Genomic DNA, 16,210 nt, shown 5'->3' with positions numbered 1-16,210 from the left:
GGGGTACAGGGTTAGCGGGTGTTGATGGCATGGGCCATCAGGGCAACATCTCTCATGGCCTGCACGTCATGCACCCGCACAATCCGGGCGCCGGATGTTACGGCATGGGCCACGGTGGCGGCAGTGCCGAACAGCCGGTCAGCAGCAACCTCCCGCTGCAGCACCCTGCCGATAAAGGCCTTGCGTGAGGTTCCCACCAGCAGCGGGTAGCCAAGCTTTGCCAGCTCAGGCAGCCGGCGCAGCAGTTCCAGGTTGCCGTGCAGATCCTTGGCAAAGCCGATGCCGGGGTCCAGGCAGATCTGCGCCTGGGTGATGCCGGCTGCACGTGCGGTGGCAGCCGACTGCAGCAGGCTGGCCGCCACCTCACCCAGCAGGTCGGTGTAGGCGGTATCCTGCTGCATCTGCTGGGGTGTGCCCCGGGTGTGCATCACGACCAGACCGGCCTGATGCCGGGCGACCACCGCTGCCAGATCAGGATCAAAGTGCAGGCCGCTGATGTCATTGATGATCTCTGCCCCGGCAGCCAGACAGGCCTCAGCCACGCTGCCTTTCCAGGTGTCAACCGAGATCGGGATGGAGAGCCTGTTGGCAAGCGCCTCAATCACCGGCAGTACCCGGGCGAGCTCCTGTTCTGCAGAGATAAGCGGTGCGCCGGGCCGGGTACTTTCGCCGCCGATGTCAAGCAGGTCAGCCCCTTCAGCCTCCAGTTGCAGGGCCCGCTCAACCGCCCGCTCAACCGTGGCGTAGCAACCGCCGTCGGAAAAGGAGTCCGGGGTGACATTCAGGATGCCCATGATCAGCGGACGCTCCAGGGATAGTTGACGTCTGGAGGTCTGCCAGCAGGATGGCGGCTGCTGAACGGTTTTCAAAACGGCTGCTATCTCAAGGGCCAGGGCCTTGAGGCCGAAAGGTTGTCCTGCCAGCTTGCTGCAGAGCAGCAGCAGCTGTTTGCGGGTGCCGGTCAACAACACGTCGGTGCTGCTGACCGAACAGGCCACGGTACCCCGTGCCACCGCTGCATCGCCCCCCAGGGAGAGCATCTCCTGCTTCAGGATGTTGGCGGCTGCAGCCCGGACCTGCGGTACCAGCAGGGCCTGCTGTTCCAGTTTGGGGAGCATCCGGACGATGCCGGCCGGATCAACCCCGATCCGCTCCAGTTCTTTTTGTGCCGCCGCAGGGGAGCTGAGGCTCAGGGCGCGCACAAACGATACGCGCCCTGCAGTTTGTGCCCCAAGGCCCTGCGCGTCGGTCACGCCTGAATGTCCACCGGCTTTTGCGGCTCTTCAACGGCCTCTGCGGCCGGTTCGGCAGCGGGCTTTGCCGGTTCATCAGCCTTTTTGCCGGTGCAGACCGGGCCTTTACCGGCGATGATGTCGTCAACCTCGGCGCCTGTCAGGTTTTCCTTCTCAATCAGGCAGAGTGAGAGCTGATGCAGGTGTTCTTCATGCTCACGCAGGATCGTGATGGCGCGGGTGTAGCTCTCGTCCACAATCCGCTTGATCTCTTCATCGATCTTGATGGCGGTCTCTTCACTGAAGTTCTTGTGCATGGCCATGTCGCGGCCCAGGAAGATCGACTCATCCTTCTTGCCCAGGGAGACCGGTCCCATCAGGTCGCTCATACCCCATTCGCAGACCATCTTGCGGGCCATTTCAGTGGCGCGCTCGATGTCGTTGCCGGCACCGGTGGTAAAGGTCTTGAAGATCAGCTCTTCAGCGGCACGACCGCCCATCAGCACCGCAATCCGGCCCAGCAGGGATTCACGGTTGTAGCTGTGCTTGTCCTCAATCGGCAGCTGCATGGTAACACCCAGGGCACGGCCGCGGGGGATGATCGATACCTTGTGGACCGGATCGCTGCCCGGCACCATCTTGGCCACCAGGGTATGGCCGGCCTCATGGTAGGCGGTACTCTTCTTCTCCTCGTCGGAGATCACCATGCTGCGGCGTTCGGCACCCATCAGGACCTTGTCCTTGGCAGCATCAAAGTCCTGCATATCCACCAGGGTCTTGTTGCCACGGGCTGCCAGCAGGGCTGCCTCATTGACCAGGTTGGCCAGGTCGGCACCGGAGAAACCGGGGGTGCCGCGGGCAATGACGCCAAGGTCAACCTCGGGGGTCAGCGGCACCTTCTTGGCATGCACGGTCAGGATCTGCTCCCGTCCCTTGACATCCGGGCGGGGAACCACCACCTGCCGGTCAAAACGGCCGGGACGCAGCAGGGCCGGGTCAAGCACGTCAGGGCGGTTGGTGGCGGCGATCAGGATCACCCCTTCGTTGGACTCGAAACCATCCATCTCCACCAGCAGCTGGTTGAGGGTCTGCTCGCGCTCGTCATGACCGCCGCCCAGTCCGGCACCGCGATGGCGTCCGACCGCGTCGATCTCGTCAATAAAGATGATGCAGGGGGCGTTTTTCTTGCCCTGCAGGAACAGGTCACGCACCCGGCTGGCGCCAACCCCTACGAACATCTCCACAAAGTCGGAACCGGAGATGGAGAAGAACGGCACTCCGGCCTCACCGGCCACGGCGCGGGCCAGCAGGGTCTTGCCGGTGCCGGGAGGGCCGACCAGCAGCACCCCTTTGGGGATCTTGCCCCCCAGGGCGGTAAACTTCTTGGGCTCTTTCAGGAAGGCGATGATCTCTTCCAGCTCTTCCTTGGCCTCTTCAATGCCGGCCACATCCTCAAAGGTGATCTTGCCCTGGGCCTCGGTCAGCAGTTTGGCGCGGCTCTTGCCGAAGGACATGGCCTTGCCGCCCCCCATCTGCATCTGGCGCATGAAGAAGATCCAGATCCCCACCAGCAGCAACAGCGGGAACCAGGAGATGAAGATTGAGAACCAGGAGACCCGCTCTTCTTCCGGCTTGGCCTGGATGGTGATCTTCTTTTCCAGTAGTTTTTCGGTCAGGTCGGCATCAAAGGTGGGCTTGTAGCTGCGGAACGCCTTTTCCTTGTTGTCCTTGTCCAGGTATTTACCGGTCAGTTCATTGCCTTGCAGGATGACCGACTTGACCCGGTTGTCATCAATCTGGGTCATGAATTCGCTGAAGCTGAGTTTGTCTTCAACAACGCGCGGCTTCTGGAACATGTTGAACAGCATGATCATCATCAGGCTGATGACCAGCCACAGGGCGAGATTTTTGTAGAACTGGTTCAAGAGTTTAATCCTCCACGAGCGGAACAACTAAGTGTATTCGAGTATCTGGCGAAATTGAGGAAAATTAACATACTTTGTACTTCAACGACAAGGCTTTTAAGAGTCGAGGGGCCAGAGAATCAGGGGAACAGCGGGAGTTGATCCTGCCCGGAGAGGGTGATGCGGATCGCCTGCCGGCAGCCGGGAACAGCCAGGGCATGACGGCTGCGGCGGATACCGGCCAGCCAGAGCGGCCGGTTGTCCTGGCTGATCAGCGGCAGGCATCCCCGCAGGTGGCGGGGCAGTTTCTGGTCGGTCAGGATGTCCTGAATCGGGCGGCTGCCGGTGCTGCCCAGTAGTTCCAGACGGTCGCCGGGGGCAACCGGGCGTACCTGCCAGGGGAAGGGGGCCTGCTCCGGGTCAACATAGCAGACCGCTGCAGGCAGGTTGTGCCAGGAGGACGGTGCCGCCGCAGCTTCGACCAGCAGTGACAGGCCGTTGCCCAGCTCGTACCTGCCCAGGGCGTCAATCCCGCAGCAGCGGGGTGGGGCGGGCCGCAGCAGCTCTTTGGGGGCAAGCAGCAGCCGGTCTGCGGTCAACAGGGCGGTCAGCCTGCCGGGCAGGTCCAGGCCGGCACCGGTGCTGCCCTCCAGCAGCAGCCGGTCCAGCAGTTGGTAGTGGCGCAGTTCAAGGCGTTGCTGATGACCCTGCAGTGATTCGATTGCCATACGATACAGGCGCAGCCTGAGTGCGTGCGGCTGCTGCCTCAGACCGGCCAGCGCCAGGGCGTTCCAGCCGGCACCGCTGCAGGCCAGCTGGCTGAAGGCCGTCTCCGTGCAGTGGAGCAGCAGCGTCTCGTCCTCCCCCAGCAGGCTGGCGGTGGCTGACAGCCGCTCTGCAATGGCAGGGTTGTACTCCTGCAACAGCGGCAGCAGCTCATGGCGGACCCGGTTACGCAGGTAGGCCTGGTCACGGTTGCTGCTGTCCTCACGGAAGGTCAGCCCACGGGCGGTCAGGTGCTCCCGCAGTTCCTGGCGGCTGATCGCCAGCAGCGGCCGGATAATCCCGGCCCGGTTCCGCGCTACCATGGCGGCCAGTCCGGTGGTGCCGGCACCCCGCAGCAGCCGTAACAGCAGGGTCTCGGCCTGGTCGTCGGCATGGTGGGCAACCGCGATGCCAGCGGCATGGTGCCTGGTCCGCAGTTCGTCAAAAAATGCGTAGCGCGCCGTGCGTCCGGCCTCCTCCAGGGAGAGGCGCTGCTGCCGGGCCAGCTGGCTGACATCAACGCAACGCAGCTCACAGGGCAGCTGGTAGCGGTCTGCCAGCTGCTGGACAAACTGCTGGTCGCCATCGCTTTCATCACCGCGCAGGCAGTGATTCAGGTGGGCCACAACCAGGTTCAGCGGAAAGCCGGGCAGGGTGGCCAGCAGGTCCAGCAACGCCACCGAGTCGGCACCGCCCGAGACCCCGACAATCAGGCAGTCACCGGGCCTACAGAGGTTGAAACGCTGGATGGCGTCCAGCAGCTTGTGGTGGATTGGTGCAGGCATGTGTGCGGCGGTTACAGCCATTTCCGGTGTTTGAAGTAGAGGACCATCCCGATGGTCATTAGCGCCATCAGTCCCAGCACGGCAAAGTAGCCGTAGTGCCACTCAAGCTCCGGCATATACTTGAAGTTCATGCCGTAGAGGCCAACCACAAAGGTCAGCGGGATAAAGATGGTGCCGATGATGGTCAGGAACTTCATGATCTCGTTGGTGCGGTTGCTGATGCTGGAGAGGTAGAGATCCAGCATGCCGGAAAGCAGGTCCCGGAAGGTCTCAACCGTATCAATGGTCTGCACCGCATGGTCATGGACATCCCGCAGAAACAGGCGGGTGGCATCACAGATCAGGTCGGTATCGTCCCGCTCCAGAAACGACAGCACCTCACGCAGCGGCCAGGTTGACTTGCGCAGGTAGATCACCTCTTTCTTCAGGTCATTCAGCTGCACCAGGGTACGGGGATGGGGGTGCATGGCAACCTCTTCCTCGATGTTGACCAGCCGCTCCCCGAACCCTTCCAGCACCGTAAAATAGCGGTCAACCACCGCGTCCAGCAGGGTGTAGAGCAGGTAGTCGGCCCCCAGGGTGCGGATCTTGCCCTTGACGGAACGGATCCGCTCCCGGACCGGCTCAAAGGCATCGCCCCGGATCCCCTCCTGGAAGGTCAGCACGTAGCCCCTGCCCAGCACCAGGCTCAGCTGTTCCGCGGCAAAATCGCCGTCCGGCAGGGGCAGCAGCATCTTGACCACCACAAACAGGTAGTCATCATAATCCTCAACCTTGGGGCGCTGCACCGTACTGACAATATCCTCCAGCACCAGGGGATGCAGATTATAGGCCTCGCCCAGGCTGCGGATGGTCTCAACCTGATGCACCCCCTCCACATCCACCCAGACTACACCGGACGGTTGGGGCTGAATAAGGCTGAGATCAAGGGTTTCAGAGCAGTTCTCCTGCAGCCCCTGCTCGCTGTAGGAAAAGACCGAGATGCTGACCGCATCAGCCGGCGCTTCGCCAATGTGGATCAGGCTGCCCGGAGGCAGGCCCTCCTTGGAGGCCCGGGTTCTAAACAGCTTTTTGGTGCGTCTCATGGCTTAAATCCCCAGGATGTCGGCCATCCGTAGCAGGTCTTCGTTCAGCTTCTTTTGGCCACCCTTGACCACCATCTCAAGCAGGGTGGTGGTCAGTGAATTGGCTGACAGACCGACCATCACCCCCTTGGTGCCGGACAGCAGCAGCTCCACCGATTTCCTGCCGAAACGGCTGCCCAGCAGACGGTCAAAGACCGACGGGGCGCCGCCGCGCTGGTAATGCCCCAGCACGGTCACGCGGGTCTCAAACCCCACCGCGTCCTTGATCCCGTCGGCAATGGACTGGGCATGGCCGGCCCCTTCCGCCATGATGATCAGGGCATTGGTGCGCCCCTCTTCGTAGCGTCGCCGCAACTGGTGGCACATGTCGGTCAGGTCCAGCTCCACCTCAGGCACAATCGCAAACTCGGCCCCGGTGGCGATGGCGGCGGTGGAGGCCAGATAGCCGGAGTTGCGGCCCATCACCTCAACAATAAAGGCCCGGTCATGGGATGAGGCGGTATCCTTGATGCAGTCCACCGCATAGATGATGTTGTTCAGGGCCGTATCCACCCCCAACGCCATATCGGTGTAGGCGATGTCATTGTCAATGCTGGCCGGAATGCCGATCACCGGAAAGCCCAGCTTATCCAGGGCCAGGGCGCCGGACAGGGAACCGTCACCCCCCACCACGATCAGGCCTTCCACCCGTTCCTTCATCAGGTTGTCCAGCGCCTTCTTGCGTCCCTCCTCGGTGCGGAACTCCTGGGAACGGGCTGATTGCAGAAAGGTGCCGCCCCGCTGCAGCGTGCCTGACACCGCCATGCTGTCCAGCACGATATACTCGTTCTTCAGCAGTCCGGCATAGCCCTTGCGGTAGCCGATCATCTCCACATCATTGGCAATGGCCGTGCGGGCCGCAGCCCGGATGGTGGCGTTCATGCCGGAACAGTCACCGCCGCTGGTCAGAATGGCAAGTCGCTTCATGGAATTCTCCTCAAGGGATTGGTGATTTCAATTCAATTGGTGATTTTATGCCGTGAACGATAGCGCGGTTACGGGTGGCATGCAAGCAGGTCGCGTAGATTTTTCATTGGCGTAGCAAAAGTCTACTGCGTTTTGGCGGCAACGGTGAAGCAGTGTGAGTTTTTGAGGCCGATTGTATATACCGTGGATCGGTCAGCAAAGGAGGCGATTTAATGCAAATGGGAAAAGGGGACAGGCTGCTTTTTACTAAAAAGTAGCCTGCCACCTTTTTTAGGCAGGTCGTAAGCCTAGTTGGGATGGCATCCCTCAAATTAACATTTAATCAACATATTTCTTTGATCTGCGCGTTCATAGCGAAGTGGATGTAAATTCAGCCGAAGCTTTTTTTTCGTTATTTTGTGGCTTTATGACAGTGTCGTTCGACCGTACACAGGCATCTAAAAAGAACAGGCCAAACTCTGTGTATTGGATTCTTCCATATGAAACACGAGACACGTGCCCGTCCTCTTTCATAACTCCGTCCTTTATCCGATCTCTGTAGAATCTTTTCAAGGCACGATATTCTTTGCTTGGCACAAGATGTTCATCCAGAGAAGTATCTTCGTGAATTAACAGCAACCCAAGGCTTTCCAAAGAAACAAGGTACTTGTAGACATTATCCGGAAATAGAATGGTAATTTTGCTTTCAAGTCTCGTCAGGCACCTGTCCGACATATAAATGATCTTTGTTATAATTCCGTCATCATCTTCCTCAATTTTTTCCCAGCTGACACTCAGGCAACGGAAATAATCATTCTGAGCAGTAGCTTTTAAAATTCTCGCTTCATCCGGAGAAATGCTCGAAACGATATCCACAAACCTTGGATGTGCTAAGCCGCTCTCCTCTTCAATTGATGCTCTCCGTAACAGCCGAACGAATAAAGCAGACAGATCCTCGTCACTTATGTAGGTCAGTTTATCGAGAAGTGCGTTGGCTATCTCAGGAGCAGCAGGAATTACAGTCTTTCCTTGTTTAGCAGCCGCGACCAATTCCTTCTCGAGCATGTTGATATTATGTTGAAAAATGCGTTTTCGTTTTTCCGACCAGAGTTGTAACGGCAATAGAAAGGTCGTTGATGTTTCAACTGCTGTTGATATTGCTCTACCGGTTGCCACAACACTGGGCTTATCAATATCCTTGTAAAACTCGGACAGGATTTTCATTTCAGGGCCGATGGGCAGCAAGTTTCTGTTCAACTTTGGCAGTGACATAGTCCTGTTATCCTTTTTCATATCATCGTAGCGTCTGAATTCACCGTACCTGACGAGTAAGCAGCGCTAGGTCGGTAGGTTGGGTCTACGCATTGTTTAAGCCAAATCCAGAATTGAAGTAATGATGAATAGAAACGTCCATATGGTTTAGCCAGTCTGCGTACGACGACAAATCGTTTAGTAGCTGCACAAACGGATAACCGTGTAGCGACTCTTCCAATGGCATAAGATAGAAAGTATCTTTAGAAATGGTGCAACCCGTCGACGTACATGTTTCATTTCGGAAAAACCTAATTATATACTTACGGTTAACGATGATTCCTTTCGGATATCTCCTTACTGGAATTTCAGGGTGATTAATATAGAAGTCCTTTACATAAGCAAGACACGTTTCGCCATTGATGCCGTCATAGGCAAATAGATATAGCGAAGGGTGGCACTCTAGAAATGCCTCGGCGGCACCGGGTTTTAGAATTTTGAAGCTAAATGCTTCTATACTCGGTTCAGGAATAGTTGACAAATTGGTCAGCGCATCAACCAAGGTAGTCTGATTTAGAGTGGATTTTACTGTAATTGCTCCTGCAACGCTTTCCGCTGTGACGAAAGTCTTTTCATTCTCGTCAAACCTTACGCCAAGGTCATTTGAGACAATCACATCTACTTGGCCTGATTCTCTACCGTCATGAGAAATAATCTGGCCACCAAGAGTGGCAAAGAGTCGCCTTGGTAGATGGTGATGCAGGAAATCTCTGATGATATTTTCCCTGTTCGCCCCAATGTCTGGCCGGTGTTGCGCAGTGCTTGCAATTAGCGAAGCACTTGCGATCTTGTCCGCCACTCCGTTAAAGTAATTTTGTATCCTTGTCATAGAAGACTCCTCGTGAAGGTGAAGGTCAACGGTGCTGAGGCGCAGCGGTGTAGTGGAGCGTTAGCGGAACGGAAACCGACTGTCGCCGATGGTTAGCTTCAGGCAAGCTTTCGTTCGTCTAAATGATCCAGAAGTTCTTCCTTGGTCTTAATAGATTTAGTTGCTGAAATTATTACAGTGATAGCTCGCCAAGCATGCCACATAAATTTTTCAAGTGCATCGAAATCGTCAATAGAAGCACCGTGATGAACAAAAGATGACCGAATTGAGTATGCGTTTCTGACATCTCTGATGACCTTTCTTCTGCTCTCAATATTATTTTCGATAAGGAAAGCCATTCTTTCAGCGAGATTTTGTTGTATCGGTTCAGTGTTATTCCGTAAAAATAAACTTTCTAAAGCAACTAATATGTATACGAGTTTATCCGCTGGATCTTTTGAAGTAGCACAACGGGCAAAAATGAAAAATGCATCGAGCGCATTTTTTGAAATGGGTTTGCACTCTCTCTTGTAAGCAAATCACTCACTATATTAAGGCCAGCAGCCATGTGCATCTTAATGCACTCTTGGTCCATATTCTCAATTGTATGTGGACTGTCTAGCAAGCGATCATTGAATAATGATAACTTATCCTCTTTTAAGAATAATATTTTTGCTCGATCAATTTGTTCTGATCCCCATATGTTGTATTTAGTCGTAATTTTAGGATGAAACGCGGCAGCAGAAAAAAGTCGAAGTATTAACAACGATTTCTGAGTTTCTTCAAGGGCTATTTCTTCAGCACGACTTGGGTCTGCTTCGACTATCAGCGTTGCAGCTGCGTACCCCTGAAAATCTCGCATATCTTTGTCGAACAATTTTCTAATTTTATCTTCGTTGTCTGGAGAGTCATTAATCCATTTGCTCTCAAGTCCATTAATCATTGCTCTTGTTATCGGTTTAAAAGTAATTGTAGGTTTTCAGTAAACCACCGGCTCTGCCGGTGAGACTTGAAAAGGCTATGCCGTTCCAGCGACATTTCCTCCTGAGGAAAGCCCCTAGAGGCAATCAACAGGAGGAAATGCCATGCGAGAGTGGCAAAGCTTAGCGCATGTAAAATGGGAGTGCAAATACCATGTGGTGATAGTGCCGAAGTACCGTAAGAAAGTGCTTTATGGTAGGCTTCGAGGAGAAGTTGGCAAAATCATCCGTCAGTTGTGTCGCCAGAAGGAAGTCGAACTTATCGAAGGTCATGCCATGGCAGACCATATCCATCTGGTATTAAGTATTCCGCCGAAGTACAGCGTTGCGATGGTTATCGGTTATCTGAAGGGTAAGTCAGCGATCCATATCCACCGCAAAGCCCAAGGCGTCAAGAAAGGTTTTACCGGTCGGCACTTCTGGTCACGAGGTTACTGTGTCAGCACAGTTGGGCTGGATGAAGAAATGATCCGAGCCTACGTCCGTGATCAGGAACATCTGGACAAACAAGAAGAGTTGGACTTTACCCAAAATACCTAGCCCCTTTTAGGGGCTTTCCTCAAGCCACCCGCTCTGCGGGTGGTCATGACTCTTCCGACTGTGAATGGTACCTCTATTTGCAAGAACCTTATAGGCAACCATACTTCTTGAAATGCAACCTTATTTGACGCCTCTCTTAATATATATTCGGTTAATTCATCAGTAATTAGTCTATTACTTTTCTTGTTTATCCACTCGTATATAAGGTCTTTGATTGTTTTCTGACTTATCCTTTGTCTAATTGTTGGAATCCTGGTAATTGATTCGGCAAGTTTCAATAATTCTTTGTATTTGTCATCAAAAATCCCATATTTCTTTCCCTCATGGAAAAAGAAAAATCCATGTTCTTCTCCGAAACCGTCAACGAGGGTGCCTGGATGAATGCTAATCATGTCTTTATCGGTAAAATGATGCTTGATGTGAACATCCGAGGAGAAAGTCGAGCGAGGTTGTTCAGGAGGTGCTTCTTCAACTTTTGTAAGTAGATCGTTGCCTTTATTATCGAAGCTTGATTTTGCATCTTCATGGATTTGCATTGCTTAACCCTTGTAAAAATCTTTAGCTAACATCTTATTGAGCGGTTCACGCGCGTGCGCGCGTGAACCGCTCATCCCCCTAAAGTGGGTGGTTGATCAATCCCGGCAGAAGTGGGGATTATCCCCTTTTCCCATTCCAATTCACAAAAGCCATTTGGTTAAAACTGTTATCAGCAGGCTTGCCCAGAATATTCTTACACAGAGCCTGATGGACTGGTTGTTGTTATGGAGTTCGTTGTTGATGTACTGGATGAAGAAAACAATTGAACCTAGCTCACTCAGTTTGCTTGAGTTGCTGTTGTTAAAATATGCAAGCACCATAAACAGGAAGCTTGATAGGGTAAAGGCAAGCGATAGTATTAAAAACAACATTATTGTTACGGCCATTTTGTATTACCCCGCTTACAACCTGGATGGAATCAATGCCCGTGTCAGCCGGCTGCCACGACCTGTGTTTTTCATCGTATCTCCCCTTTTGCTGTTTAAGGCCTACAGACCGCCCGATACGGTTTTGCGATGCTATTTTATTGGGTGATATTGCTGTGTTATGAAAAAACTGTAAAATTTCTTTACACCCTTAAAAAGCGAAGACCCCGCCTGTTGAGGCGGGGTCTTCGTGTGGGTACGATATGTTTGGCTTGGTTGCCGGGTTCGCATGGGCGATCCTCGTGTAGCTCTTGATACTGCTTGTATAATCCCTTGTGGTTCAAATGTCCAGTAAACCGGTTAATCCCCGCAGCTGATGTCTACGTCAAGCACTGGGACCAGACCACGCAGACTTTTACTTCATGCATGCCAAGCGGTCTCATGCAGGAACCTGATCAACAGGAGTGGATCATGGTGTCGCTGTAAGCACGTCTGAACAGTTGCACTTCAGCTGCAGGTTCTGGGCCCTTAATGCTGCAAGCTCATTCCGGGCTGCCTCTACCTAGTGGCGGAAAGCCGATTTTGCATGTAAACCGGCTACCACCGCAGAAGCAAGTATTCTGCCTGCCATTACGTCACTTTGCCAATGTGCGCCACAGATGACGCGGCTTTGTCCGAAGGCGAGTCCATGGGCAAGCAGATTTTCAGCCTGTTGCGGATCAACCTCTGCGAGCACAAGTGCCCAGGTCCATCCAATGGTTGCGTGGGCGGAGGGATATGAACCGGTTTTTCTCAGGTGCGGTTCTGCAGCAGGTGTGCAGCTTGCGTGATGATTGATAATAAAAGGGCGCACACGCTGATAATAATTCTTTGCTTGAACGGTTGCAGCCCTGGCATCAGCTTCAACACGCAGTAAAAGATCATACAGCTGCGGTGCTGTTTGGGGTGATAAGGGTACCCCCAGGGTACATGCAAAACGGCTTGAAGCATCGGGAACGGACAGGTCGGCATCCTGCACCGCCATGTTCCAGCGGATGGTTCCCCGCAGTTTTCTCGTTGAGCGATATTCCTCTTCATCGGCTGAATATGCCGCTGAACCGGCAACAGGAGGGGCTGCAAGCAGCTTTAAACCGTTCGGCACCTCGTCTGCCACCAGATACCCCTGATACCCCTTGCGTACTGAGCCTGATGGTGCTTTTTCTTTGGCTTCCAAAGCCGTGCTTGACAGCAGCAGCGAGGCTGCAAGGCAAAATACAAACAGTCTGATACCGGTATTGAGAAGTCCAGCCTGGTGTGTCACCATGAGTGCTCCTGTGCGACACAACGGTGTCGCGGGTTGGCTGCGGCACGGTCCTCAAAGAAGGCCGGCTGTTTGAGCGTGTAGAAAAGGGGGACTGTCCTCTTTTCCCGTTCCAAATCACAAAACCATTTAGTTACGACTGTTGTCAGCAGGCTGATCCGATCTGCTTTTTCATCGCAGCTCCCTTTTTGAATCTGAACACTCAGCGGTAAAGGGCCATTCGACGGGTCGCTACCATTGATTGAAAAATACCTGCAAATGCGGAAACAGTTTGTAACCAACCAAAATACCGATATTGATGAATACCACCATGAAGCCTTCGTTCTGCACAAGCCTCCAAAGCGTGGAAACGGTACAGACCAACACCGGTATCCAGATCGTGATCTCAACCTGCAACAGTTTGAACAACAGATAGGCGCAGAGTATGGCAATCAGGCCTTCAAGCGAACTCTTGGCCATGTAGTAGACAGCGCTGATCCTTTCAATCGGCCAGATTTTTTCAACCAGCGCATTGGGTAGATAGCTTGCCAGCCAGGCCGTAATCAGTGGCAGCCCCAGCACAAGCAGGCTGTAGGCGAGGATGCTTTTGATCATACCGATGCTCCTGTTGTCTCCTTGCGGTAAAGAAACCGTTTGCCTAAGCCCTTAATCCCCGAAACAGATCCCGATATCCCGTGCGGTCAGCACGGTGTCGCCGTTGACATCCACCCGTTTCTGAATGCCCAGTGCTTCTTCCAGCGGTACCAGGGCGATATCCGGTGATTTAAGCGCTACCATATGGTCAAACTTGCCTGCTTCAATGGCCCGCACCGCAGCTGCGCCGAAGCGCAGGGAGAGCAGCCGGTCAAAGGTGGTGGGGGAGCCGCCCCGCTGCAGGTGGCCCAGCACCATGGAGCGGGAGTCTTTGCCGGTGCGCTTGCTGATCTCTTTGGCCACATACTCGGCAATGCCGCCCAGCACCACATGCTGACGCCCCCCTTCGGCCTCACCCTTGATGATCACCTCGCCACCCTTGGGCACGGCCCCTTCGGCCACCACCACAATGGCGTACTTGCGGCCATTCAGCTCGTTTTCCATCAGCTTGTCGCAGATTTTTTCAAGATCAAAGGGGATCTCCGGGATCAGGATCACATCGGCGTTGCCGGAGATGCCGCTGTTTAAGGCGATGAAGCCGGCATTGCGCCCCATGACCTCCACCACCATCACCCGGTCGTGGGATTTGGCCGTGGAATGCAGCCGGTCGATCGCTTCGGTGGCGATGTTGACGGCGGTGTCAAAGCCGAAGGTGATCACGGTGCCGCCCATGTCGTTGTCAATGGTCTTGGGCACCCCCACCACCGGCATCCCTTTTTGGGCAAAACGGTGGGCGATCTCCAGGCTGCCGTCGCCCCCCACCGCCACCAGGGCATCAAAGCGCAACCGTCTGAAGTTGTCCATGACCTTGTCCGACAGGTCGCGCTGTTCGCATTCGCCGGCAGCGTTACAGACCTGCATCATGAAGGGGTTGCCCTTGTTGGTGGTACCCAGGATGGTGCCGCCCACGCTGGCAATGCCGTCCACCTTTTCCGGGGTCAGGCGGATGATCTCGTCGGTGTTCAAAAGCCCGGTGTAGCCGGACTTGATGCCATAGACCTCCCACTGACGGTTATAGGCAGCCATGGTGACCGCTTCAATCACCGCGTTCAGGCCCGGTGCATCACCGCCGCCGGTATTGATACAGATCTTCATCCGTTTTGACATGGGGTGTCTCCTTACGCAGGTTGTTAATTGGTTGACGTTGTGACGTCATAACGTTAAAATTCATATGGAGGTGGTTGATTATGAATACTGCGGTTAAGCGAGCAACGGTGTACTTTGACGCTGCAATGCATCAGGCCTTGCGTCATAAATCGGTTGAAACATCACGCAGTCTTTCAGATCTGGTGAACGAGGCTGTACGCCAGTCATTGGCTGAAGATGCAGATGATCTGGCTGCCTTTGCCGAGCGTGTGCATGAACCGTTGGTCAGTTATGAAACCATTCTGAAAGAACTCAAGGCTGATGGCCGCCTATAGTATCTTTTTCAAAGAGTCGGTTCGGAAAGACCTGGTTGATATTGCAAACCATGATCTGAAACGGATTATGGAGCGCATTTCCGCACTTTCAGAGAATCCTCGCCCTGCCGGTTCTGAAAAACTGGTGGGGCAGGATCGTTACCGGGTCCGTCAGGGGAACTACCGTATCGTATACTCTATTCAGGATACCGAGTTGACCGTATGGGTGGTCAAGGTTGGCCACCGGAAAGAGGTGTATCGGTGATGTCTGGCCTGTAAGGGCATTATTGATCCTCGGTGCCGTTCCAGAGCTGCTCGTTAAACCCGAGGCCGCGGGCGGCATACTGCTCCTGCTGGTTCAGCTCGCTCCATTCCTTGTCCGAGCTTGGCGGGGCATCGTTGTTGTCCCAGTGGTCCTGATCCCAGCCCAATGCGCTCCATAGCTGCTGTTCCGTCGCGCTCATATCCTCCCAGCCCAACTGCTCCCAGATGTGCGGATTGCCCTGCATGTTGCGGACGCTCATGGCTCCCTCCCGTGTAGGTTTCGACTATGGTTTCAGCACTACAAGCTCATCGCTGTCCCTGCCCAGCAGCACCGGTTGCTGTTCGTTACCGGTCAGGCGCCTGGCCATGTAGGGAACCTGATCGTTTAACCAGGCCTTCATTTCTCCCAGGGTGATTGTACCGTCTCTGTTGGTGTCGGCACTGCCTTGAATCCCTTTCAGGAAGAAGTAGGTGAACAGGGAATGCCCTTTTTCAGGATACCAGCCAGCCACCTGATTCATGCCGGCGCTGGTCAGCAGGATATCTGCAGCTGTTGATGCCTTGGGTTCAGATTTGAGCCTGGCTGTCAGGCCGCTGACTCCTTGCAGCAGTTGGCCGTTGGCAGAGCTGCCGGAGAAACAGGCGTCGATCACCACGGTCTTTTGAACCGCCGGAATCTTGGCGAGGTTTTCATAAAAGGTGGAGAGTTTGTAGCCGCTGGTACGGATGTACTGGGGGGTGGCATCCACCGGCACAAAGTAACCTTCACCTGATTCCTGGTCCGGCGCCCCGTGGCCGACATAGTAGATAAAGATCCTGCTCTGGCCTGGTTTGACCCATTTGAAAAGCTTGCCTTGGTAGTCGTTATCTGTGCCGAAGACCTCATACATTTTTGCCAGCGTGGCATTCTCAAGGTAGATGATGTTCGCCGGATCGTAGCCAAAGGTCGTGGTCAGGTACTGCTTCATGACCCGCGCATCCTGCAGGGCAAAATCCACATTGGGGGTGCCGCCGGTAGAGTAATTGGCATTGCCGATTACTACGGCAATGTCGTATCTGCCTGCCGGTTTGCCGGGCTTGGTCTTGATGTTCAGAAGCTCGTCCGCAACCGGTTTGATCGTGATTTCTTCCTGCGTGCGAACGGGGGGACTAGTGTTGTTGACCGGCTTTACGTGTTGTGATTTGAGCTGATTGAGTCGTTCTATGGCGGAATTGGCCTTGTCATACATAATTCTGTTTCGTGCATAACTTAAATACGGAACCTGCATGGATGCTATTTGTTTCAAATCTTGTATCGAAGCATCAATATCGGCGCCTTTATTCAGCAACATGGTCACCGTTAAAGGCTGATTTTCA

General features: G+C 54.3%; 17 protein-coding genes and 1 pseudogene. 4 read left to right on the top strand and 14 right to left on the bottom strand.

Annotated elements, in window-relative coordinates:
- Positions 1 to 11: 11 nt before the first annotated feature.
- The 8 genes from folP to FY034_RS11320 form a co-directional block, all read right to left on the bottom strand.
- Positions 12 to 1,202: a dihydropteroate synthase gene (folP, locus tag FY034_RS11355; RefSeq protein WP_322573221.1), complete on the bottom strand. Its 1,191-nt coding sequence runs from the start codon at positions 1,200 to 1,202 to the stop codon at positions 12 to 14.
- A 47-nt stretch (positions 1,203 to 1,249) separates the two neighbouring features.
- Positions 1,250 to 3,157: an ATP-dependent zinc metalloprotease FtsH gene (gene ftsH, locus FY034_RS11350; protein ID WP_322573220.1), complete on the bottom strand. Its 1,908-nt coding sequence runs from the start codon at positions 3,155 to 3,157 to the stop codon at positions 1,250 to 1,252.
- 119 nt (positions 3,158 to 3,276) lie between these two features.
- Positions 3,277 to 4,686 carry a tRNA lysidine(34) synthetase TilS gene (gene tilS, locus FY034_RS11345; RefSeq protein WP_265550601.1) on the bottom strand — a complete coding sequence of 470 codons (1,410 nt, stop codon included), beginning with the start codon at positions 4,684 to 4,686 and terminating at the stop codon, positions 3,277 to 3,279.
- An 11-nt stretch (positions 4,687 to 4,697) separates the two neighbouring features.
- Positions 4,698 to 5,771 (bottom strand): magnesium/cobalt transporter CorA, encoded by a 1,074-nt coding sequence (corA, locus tag FY034_RS11340; RefSeq protein ID WP_265550600.1) that lies wholly within the window; start codon positions 5,769 to 5,771, stop codon positions 4,698 to 4,700.
- Positions 5,772 to 5,774: 3 nt separating this feature from the next.
- Positions 5,775 to 6,737, bottom strand: a complete 963-nt coding sequence (pfkA, locus tag FY034_RS11335) for a 6-phosphofructokinase (protein ID WP_265550598.1) — start codon at positions 6,735 to 6,737, stop codon at positions 5,775 to 5,777.
- A 348-nt stretch (positions 6,738 to 7,085) separates the two neighbouring features.
- Complete coding sequence (locus FY034_RS11330) at positions 7,086 to 7,988, bottom strand: Abi-alpha family protein (protein ID WP_265550596.1); 903 nt, start codon at positions 7,986 to 7,988, stop codon at positions 7,086 to 7,088.
- An 85-nt stretch (positions 7,989 to 8,073) separates the two neighbouring features.
- Positions 8,074 to 8,856, bottom strand: coding sequence for a DUF6602 domain-containing protein (locus FY034_RS11325; RefSeq protein WP_265550594.1), 783 nt, complete (start codon positions 8,854 to 8,856; stop codon positions 8,074 to 8,076).
- Between the two features lie 403 nt (positions 8,857 to 9,259).
- The gene (locus FY034_RS11320) at positions 9,260 to 9,778 is read right to left on the bottom strand and encodes a hypothetical protein (protein WP_265550593.1); all 519 of its coding nucleotides are present in this window, start codon (positions 9,776 to 9,778) and stop codon (positions 9,260 to 9,262) included.
- Positions 9,779 to 9,920: 142 nt separating this feature from the next.
- Between FY034_RS11320 and tnpA the strand changes: the two are divergent.
- A pseudogene (tnpA, locus tag FY034_RS11315) lies at positions 9,921 to 10,331 on the top strand (IS200/IS605 family transposase); the annotation flags it as partial.
- Positions 10,332 to 10,351: 20 nt separating this feature from the next.
- Here tnpA and FY034_RS11310 read toward each other — a convergent pair.
- Positions 10,352 to 10,891, bottom strand: coding sequence for a hypothetical protein (locus FY034_RS11310; RefSeq protein ID WP_265550589.1), 540 nt, complete (start codon positions 10,889 to 10,891; stop codon positions 10,352 to 10,354).
- 37 nt (positions 10,892 to 10,928) lie between these two features.
- Here FY034_RS11310 and FY034_RS11305 point away from each other — a divergent pair, with 37 nt between their 5' ends.
- A complete protein-coding gene (locus tag FY034_RS11305; protein ID WP_265550586.1) occupies positions 10,929 to 11,426 on the top strand; it encodes a hypothetical protein in 498 nt (165 codons plus the stop codon).
- 393 nt (positions 11,427 to 11,819) lie between these two features.
- On the opposite strand, the gene FY034_RS11300 is transcribed toward FY034_RS11305, so the two are convergent.
- The 3 genes from FY034_RS11300 to FY034_RS11290 form a co-directional block, all read right to left on the bottom strand.
- Positions 11,820 to 12,560: an acid phosphatase gene (locus tag FY034_RS11300; RefSeq protein ID WP_265550584.1), complete on the bottom strand. Its 741-nt coding sequence runs from the start codon at positions 12,558 to 12,560 to the stop codon at positions 11,820 to 11,822.
- Positions 12,561 to 12,788: 228 nt separating this feature from the next.
- The gene (locus FY034_RS11295) at positions 12,789 to 13,151 is read right to left on the bottom strand and encodes a hypothetical protein (protein WP_265550582.1); all 363 of its coding nucleotides are present in this window, start codon (positions 13,149 to 13,151) and stop codon (positions 12,789 to 12,791) included.
- Positions 13,152 to 13,202: 51 nt separating this feature from the next.
- Positions 13,203 to 14,297: a 6-phosphofructokinase gene (locus FY034_RS11290; protein ID WP_265550580.1), complete on the bottom strand. Its 1,095-nt coding sequence runs from the start codon at positions 14,295 to 14,297 to the stop codon at positions 13,203 to 13,205.
- An 80-nt stretch (positions 14,298 to 14,377) separates the two neighbouring features.
- Here FY034_RS11290 and FY034_RS11285 point away from each other — a divergent pair, with 80 nt between their 5' ends.
- Together FY034_RS11285 and FY034_RS11280 are read left to right on the top strand one after the other, a co-directional pair.
- A complete protein-coding gene (locus tag FY034_RS11285; protein ID WP_265550578.1) occupies positions 14,378 to 14,611 on the top strand; it encodes a CopG family transcriptional regulator in 234 nt (77 codons plus the stop codon).
- Positions 14,598 to 14,855: a type II toxin-antitoxin system RelE family toxin gene (locus FY034_RS11280; protein WP_265550576.1), complete on the top strand. Its 258-nt coding sequence runs from the start codon at positions 14,598 to 14,600 to the stop codon at positions 14,853 to 14,855. The genes FY034_RS11285 and FY034_RS11280 overlap by 14 nt, the downstream gene beginning before the upstream one ends.
- Positions 14,856 to 14,874: 19 nt before the next feature.
- On the opposite strand, the gene FY034_RS11275 is transcribed toward FY034_RS11280, so the two are convergent.
- Both FY034_RS11275 and FY034_RS11270 read right to left on the bottom strand, forming a co-directional pair.
- Entirely contained in the window at positions 14,875 to 15,114 is a 240-nt protein-coding gene (locus FY034_RS11275; protein ID WP_265550575.1) for a hypothetical protein, read from the bottom strand.
- Positions 15,115 to 15,138: 24 nt separating this feature from the next.
- Entirely contained in the window at positions 15,139 to 16,083 is a 945-nt protein-coding gene (locus FY034_RS11270) for a caspase family protein (RefSeq protein WP_265550573.1), read from the bottom strand.
- Positions 16,084 to 16,210 lie beyond the last annotated feature (127 nt).

It is taken from the genome of Trichlorobacter lovleyi (assembly GCF_015239775.1).
GTDB lineage: Bacteria > Desulfobacterota > Desulfuromonadia > Geobacterales > Pseudopelobacteraceae > Trichlorobacter > Trichlorobacter lovleyi_B.
Note: the sequence above shows the minus strand (reverse complement) of the source record. Positions and strands in the feature narration are given on the sequence as shown.

Coding starts and splice junctions, on each gene's coding strand:
- tilS (WP_265550601.1), bottom strand. CDS start 4,686: ATGCCTGCACCAATCCACCACAAGCTGCTGGACGCCATCCAGCGTTTC.
- corA (WP_265550600.1), bottom strand. CDS start 5,771: ATGAGACGCACCAAAAAGCTGTTTAGAACCCGGGCCTCCAAGGAGGGC.
- pfkA (WP_265550598.1), bottom strand. CDS start 6,737: ATGAAGCGACTTGCCATTCTGACCAGCGGCGGTGACTGTTCCGGCATG.
- FY034_RS11330 (WP_265550596.1), bottom strand. CDS start 7,988: ATGTCACTGCCAAAGTTGAACAGAAACTTGCTGCCCATCGGCCCTGAA.
- FY034_RS11325 (WP_265550594.1), bottom strand. CDS start 8,856: ATGACAAGGATACAAAATTACTTTAACGGAGTGGCGGACAAGATCGCA.
- FY034_RS11320 (WP_265550593.1), bottom strand. CDS start 9,778: ATGATTAATGGACTTGAGAGCAAATGGATTAATGACTCTCCAGACAAC.
- FY034_RS11310 (WP_265550589.1), bottom strand. CDS start 10,891: ATGCAAATCCATGAAGATGCAAAATCAAGCTTCGATAATAAAGGCAAC.
- FY034_RS11300 (WP_265550584.1), bottom strand. CDS start 12,560: ATGGTGACACACCAGGCTGGACTTCTCAATACCGGTATCAGACTGTTT.
- FY034_RS11295 (WP_265550582.1), bottom strand. CDS start 13,151: ATGATCAAAAGCATCCTCGCCTACAGCCTGCTTGTGCTGGGGCTGCCA.
- FY034_RS11290 (WP_265550580.1), bottom strand. CDS start 14,297: ATGTCAAAACGGATGAAGATCTGTATCAATACCGGCGGCGGTGATGCA.
- FY034_RS11285 (WP_265550578.1), top strand. CDS start 14,378: ATGAATACTGCGGTTAAGCGAGCAACGGTGTACTTTGACGCTGCAATG.
- FY034_RS11280 (WP_265550576.1), top strand. CDS start 14,598: ATGGCCGCCTATAGTATCTTTTTCAAAGAGTCGGTTCGGAAAGACCTG.
- FY034_RS11275 (WP_265550575.1), bottom strand. CDS start 15,114: ATGAGCGTCCGCAACATGCAGGGCAATCCGCACATCTGGGAGCAGTTG.
- FY034_RS11270 (WP_265550573.1), bottom strand. CDS start 16,083: ATGTATGACAAGGCCAATTCCGCCATAGAACGACTCAATCAGCTCAAA.